Annotated in this window: 5 protein-coding genes and 1 pseudogene; 3 read left to right on the top strand and 3 right to left on the bottom strand. The window is 54.7% G+C overall.

All coding sequences use genetic code 11. From position 1 onward, the window contains the following. Positions 1-756 (top strand): ParA family protein (locus ACP96_RS13550; RefSeq protein WP_050033699.1); only part of this gene is annotated, 756 nt, incomplete at its 5' end. Continuing rightward, complete coding sequence (locus ACP96_RS19930) at positions 756-1,178, top strand: hypothetical protein (RefSeq protein ID WP_080509872.1); 423 nt, start codon at positions 756-758, stop codon at positions 1,176-1,178. The genes ACP96_RS13550 and ACP96_RS19930, both read left to right, overlap by 1 nt. Positions 1,179-1,403: 225 nt before the next feature. On the opposite strand, the pseudogene ACP96_RS13555 reads toward ACP96_RS19930, so the two are convergent. From ACP96_RS13555 to ACP96_RS13565, 3 genes and pseudogenes are all read right to left on the bottom strand, one after another. After that, positions 1,404-2,234 (bottom strand): annotated as a pseudogene (locus tag ACP96_RS13555) (IS5 family transposase). 516 nt (positions 2,235-2,750) lie between these two features. Continuing rightward, entirely contained in the window at positions 2,751-3,131 is a 381-nt protein-coding gene (locus tag ACP96_RS13560; protein ID WP_050033700.1) for a hypothetical protein, read from the bottom strand. Between the two features lie 298 nt (positions 3,132-3,429). Beyond that, positions 3,430-4,005, bottom strand: coding sequence for a hypothetical protein (locus tag ACP96_RS13565; RefSeq protein ID WP_050033701.1), 576 nt, complete (start codon positions 4,003-4,005; stop codon positions 3,430-3,432). A 132-nt stretch (positions 4,006-4,137) separates the two neighbouring features. On the opposite strand from ACP96_RS13565, the gene ACP96_RS13570 reads away from it, so the two are divergent. Continuing rightward, positions 4,138-4,569: a transcriptional regulator gene (locus ACP96_RS13570; protein ID WP_050022831.1), complete on the top strand. Its 432-nt coding sequence runs from the start codon at positions 4,138-4,140 to the stop codon at positions 4,567-4,569. The last annotated feature ends 437 nt before the right edge of the window (positions 4,570-5,006 follow it).

A 5,006-nucleotide genomic window follows, 5' to 3' on the forward strand; every position in this document is an offset into this window, starting at 1 on the left:
GTATGGCGATTCAACACAGCCGTTGACACCGATCGCGCAGACGCCAGTGCGGATAGCTTAGTTCGCCACATGGTTGGGAGCCCACGCGGTCCATTCGAGGATCTCATCGAGACGGCCGAGGGGATCGACATTATTCCAGAACACAACTCACTATCTGACCTTACCCAACATCTCGATAGAGAACAAAAGAAAGCCGAAGACTTTGGTGACGCATACAATGTCCACGCACAGTTGCGACGAGTTCTCGGTGAATCCGGCGTCCCCGATAAATACGATATTCTCATCTGCGATCCACCAGCAACCGAAGGATCACACCTCTACAACGCGATTTACGCGACACGAAACCTGCTGCTCCCGATCGAGCCATCGGCAAAGGGACAAGCTGCTGTCGAAGGACTCGAAGAACTCGCGACAAACTTTGCTGACCAACTCAACATCGACGTCGGCGTGTTAGGTGCGGTACCGATCGGGTTCAAAGGCACACGCGACCAGGAAGAGATGCTCGAAACAATTCCGTATGAGGTCCCCGAGATCATCGGAGACCGGACATCCTTGATGGAGGGGTGTTGGCGTCAGCAGTGTTCCGCGTTCAAGTACATTCAAACCCACCGTGAGCGTCGCCGTGACTACGAAGTGGAGACGCTTGCACAGTTTGACCGCATCGCCCGGTTTATCGAAACTCAGGGCGGAATTGAATCTCCAAACCCGCCTGAACCAGGAACATTCGATGAGGAGGAACAAGAGGTGACGGCGTGATGGGTGGCTTCAAGAGTGGAGCTGCCGACGACGATTGGAGCAGTACAGAGACAGCCGACGAGGCAGAGCCCACGTCAGAGACAGAGAGCGATGCTACCGAGAGTACACCTGAACCAGCAGCTGGTGGTACACCAGATACCGCTATACAATCTACGACAGAACATGTGACCCAATCGTCTCAGCGAGACCTTCCGTGGGTGCTTACGCGGAATAGTATTACTGACGGCCGTGAACAGACTGTGCAGCTCCACCTCCAGCAGTCGACGGTCAACACACAACGTGAGGCGACGCGAACACTTGAGTCAGAGCTTGGCGAACAGGTCAAAAAAGCCGATCTCCGTGAGGCTGCATTACTTGTTGGGCTTCAACATACAGATGAAATCGCCGCAACGCTGCGGGAGTGGGGATACGATCTGGACTAAGTACTCCTACGAATGGTTCCGGTTGTTTTCACCCGATACGACATCGTCTGCCCCCGTCGGTGCTTCGCCTCAAGGAGCGAACGGCGTCAGCCGTGAGCGAGTAGGGGAGGGTAGTTCACCACGCCGAACCTACTGCATTGACTACGAAAATGACGCCGATTCACTGTTCTTGGACGGTAGATACGGTTCAGATGGCTGTGTTGGATCGCTGTAAGGCGTAGAGATTCACTGTTTTACGAAGCGTTTGATGTTATAGACGACACACATCAGCGCGATTTCGCGGAACTCACGGAACCATGACCGCGCTCGCACGGCGAAGCCGAACGAGCGCTTCACAGCCGAGTTCACGGTTTCGGTCATAGAGCGCTGATTGTAGCGGTTATCGTCGATTCTGGCGTTGTGCGCGTGGTCGTACGGCGCGAAGATGCGGTGCTTGATCAGCGGTCTGATCCCGAGCTCGCGTAATCCTTCACGAAGCGATTGCTTGTCATAGCCTTTATCCGCGGCGAGAGACCGCAGATCGCCCGCATTCCGGCGGGCGATCTGCTCAGCAAGGTCTGCGTCGCTTCCTTCCCGATTCGTTGAGCAGTGAACGTCAAGGACGGCTTGAGACGCTGTATCGACGAGTTTTGTGACTTTGAGCTTCTGAACGCGGTAGCTGATATGCTGGCAGTAGTGGCGGCTGGCTGGTGAGCGGTCGTAGAACGTGGCGTCAATCGCGGCGTGTTCAGAGAGATCGTGCAGCTGCGCCGACTGGCGCAGCAGCACTCAACAGACGCTCATGCTGATCCGGTCGAACGCCCTACACAACGTGGACGGTGCGGGGATATCGGCCGCGTTGAGGCCGATCTCCCCGATTATTTGTGGCATCTCTTTGAGCAGGTCGATAGTCATGCGGTACGATGAATCGAGGTAAATCCGCAGACAGTGAAGGGAAACGAGTGCATAGTCGGCGAATCCGCCGCCACCGTCCGGGGCGGCGGATTCGCCTCCATCGCCAGTAACTCTTTGAGCAACCGGCACAACTTCCCCGATGAAGCGGGAGATCTGTGTCATAGGCAACCGAATCTTCCCGCTTCAACTCCTTTGATTTAGTGGCCTACCCCGCTGCTGTATGGTGATTCAACACAGCCGGACAAATAGTCTGCCACAATCACACATGTCTCACACTATACTGAGTACTGGGCCTACCCTCTCCACAGTTTCGGAGGAGTGACTCGATCATAGTCATCTTCGGTTGCGTACGGGCTTGTATCGTCTGGTGTACCTCTCGAATAAGACAATATAGCTCTGTTGAAATCCTCAGCAAGTGACACATTCTGACCCGATTGCGGTCAATACAGAGGTTTCTGAGTACGGCTGCTCAACTGGTTTTCGGACAGCACTTTCGTCGAAGTGGTCCAGTACATCACTGATGATCAGTGTCCGCCCAATTGATGGAAGCAAATTATAGACTGATTGGTCTGGATTTTCTATGGACGCTGTCAGGCAATGAGCTGGCAGCGATCCCCCGTGTGGGATCCTCCTCCGTCAGAATTCAGTTCGTTAACTTCAATGGAGCCCGTTCCGCCTCTACTTGTCGTCAACAACGGAGGGGTGTGCCTCATCAGGCTGCGACTCATTCCATGCTCGTGCGTCTTCCTCATTCTCGACGATCGGCCCAAATGCCTCATTCAGACCACCAAGGGCGTTGGAGAAGCGAATCGCTTCTTCGAGCCGTCCGCGATCCTTCGTGATCGCCCAGTGATTCTCTCGGTGCCGGACAAGGTTGCGATTCTTTAGTCGGCTGAGATTCGTCGCGACTGTGTTCGGATCGCGGTCAATTGCCGCTGCAATCTCGCTCCGCTTCCACGCATTCTCATCGTTCTCAAGCAGAAACGTAATGATAGCCTCTCCAGTGGTGAGTTCCTCCTCATCCCCGGCTTCTTCGAACTCGTCTATTTTCATTGGCATGGTTTAACATATAGCGTGCTGCTGTAAAAGTGTGCTTCTGTAAACTGTGCTGGTGTGTTGGATCTATAATTTTTTGCTTCTGTTTAAACCCTCAATAAGAGACAGATTCGGATCCCTCCGTAGTCTAAACAGACGTAGGCGTCACCGCCGTGTTCCGGAAATGTGTCACCAGCAGAGGATTTCAACAGAGCCGACAATATGGATAATGTCGAATGAAAGGAACGCATCAATATCTATCCATCAAGATTGTGGGAATTCACGGTCTTCGAGGATGAGTCAGTTTTGGATTGAATCGGCATCAATCGGGTGCGTAGGCGTCCGCCACACAATCACGAAGTTCCTTTGGCGTCGTCCACGTGTACGCACGGTCCACGCGCTCCATCGAGAGGAGATAGTGTGCGAACATCCCGTCGTAGGCCGCGTACTGTTCCTCCTCAGTCTCGTAAGTTCGATAGAAGGCCCGCGTCCGTTTTCGATAGGTCGGCTGATCGATGTAACCCGCTTCCCACGCGTGCCCGCCTTGGGAATGTTCGTACACCCCCACGATATGGTCCGCGTAGCTGACCAGTAGCTTGAATTTCGACGTGAAGAACTCCGAGATGTCCAGAATATCGTCCATCAGGAACGCGTCGACCCCATCATCGGAGTTCGAGGCTGCGGCATCGATCGCGAGTTGGTCGCGAACAGCCTCCAATCGTGGCCGCTCCTCCTCATTGTAGGAACCGAGAACAAAGTAGGACGTGTTGTTAATGAATCGTCCGAGGTCCTCGTGCATCGCGGTCTGGATCGCCTCGACCCGTTCGGGTGTGAGCGTCTCGCCCGGCTGTTCACCCAATTTATCGATGACTGCACGGGTAGCGTCGTCGTTGTTCATACTGGGCCTCATTCACCACCGCCACCTAACGGCACGGAAATACGACTGGAAGTGGAATACGCAATCACTTTGGGCATCAATTCGAGTTTCACCGAAATGGTTATCCGATCGGGAGAGAAACACAGAGACACAATGTCCCGGCCCGACGCCACCCCGCTCACGCCAGCCGAGAGTTCGGCCGGACTCGATCCGATCGCAGCGTTTAGTGTCCTCGACGACACGACCCGTGCGAATATCATCGGGACAATCGTCGGTCACCCGAAAGGCGCGCCCTCGAAGAAGGAACTCGAATACTACAATCCGAGTATCGCAGCGTCGACGCTCACCGACCACCTCATCCGGCTGGAAGAAGTGGGACTGATCGAGGCCATCGAACAGGATCGTGAGGGGCTCGAACGGGGTCAGCCGTACCGGTTCTTTCAGTTGACCGACGCCGCCCGCGAGCTGTTCGACCGAAACAACCTCTTTGAGCCCGATGCGTACCGAGAACTGTTCGCCGAAGTCGAGAAAACAGACGAAATCACGGCCGCCGAGGGTGTCGAGCGACCGAACGGACGAAACTGAAATCCACCTAAGGCGTACGTTCTGCCGGTCAGAGAACTCGACGTCTGGGATATTCCAGAAGCGGAACCAGCGCAGAGCCGACGCGAGAGATCAGCTCGATTTTGATTCAGAACAGACGAATCGAACAGAAGGCACGCATCAATTCCATCCTCCGAGGCTGTGACCCTCTCAACGTTGAAGCGGTCTTAACCAACACCTACCGGTTCCCATCACCAGATGTTGGTTAACGAGAGTGGATCGCCTATCTTTCTACGAGGAGAGAATCCCGGCGTTTACGCCGGGAGTGAATCCGACAACGCTGACACGATCTTTCTACGAGGAGAGATTCCAGGCGTTTCCTCCGGTCGTGAATGCGAGAACGCTGCAACGACCCATTATCGACGGCAGCGCGGATATACGACGCGCCGCCCCACCCTTAAGTAGAACCAAGCACAGTA

The sequence above is a fragment of the Halorubrum halophilum genome (genome assembly GCF_000739595.1).
Classification (GTDB): domain Archaea; phylum Halobacteriota; class Halobacteria; order Halobacteriales; family Haloferacaceae; genus Halorubrum; species Halorubrum halophilum.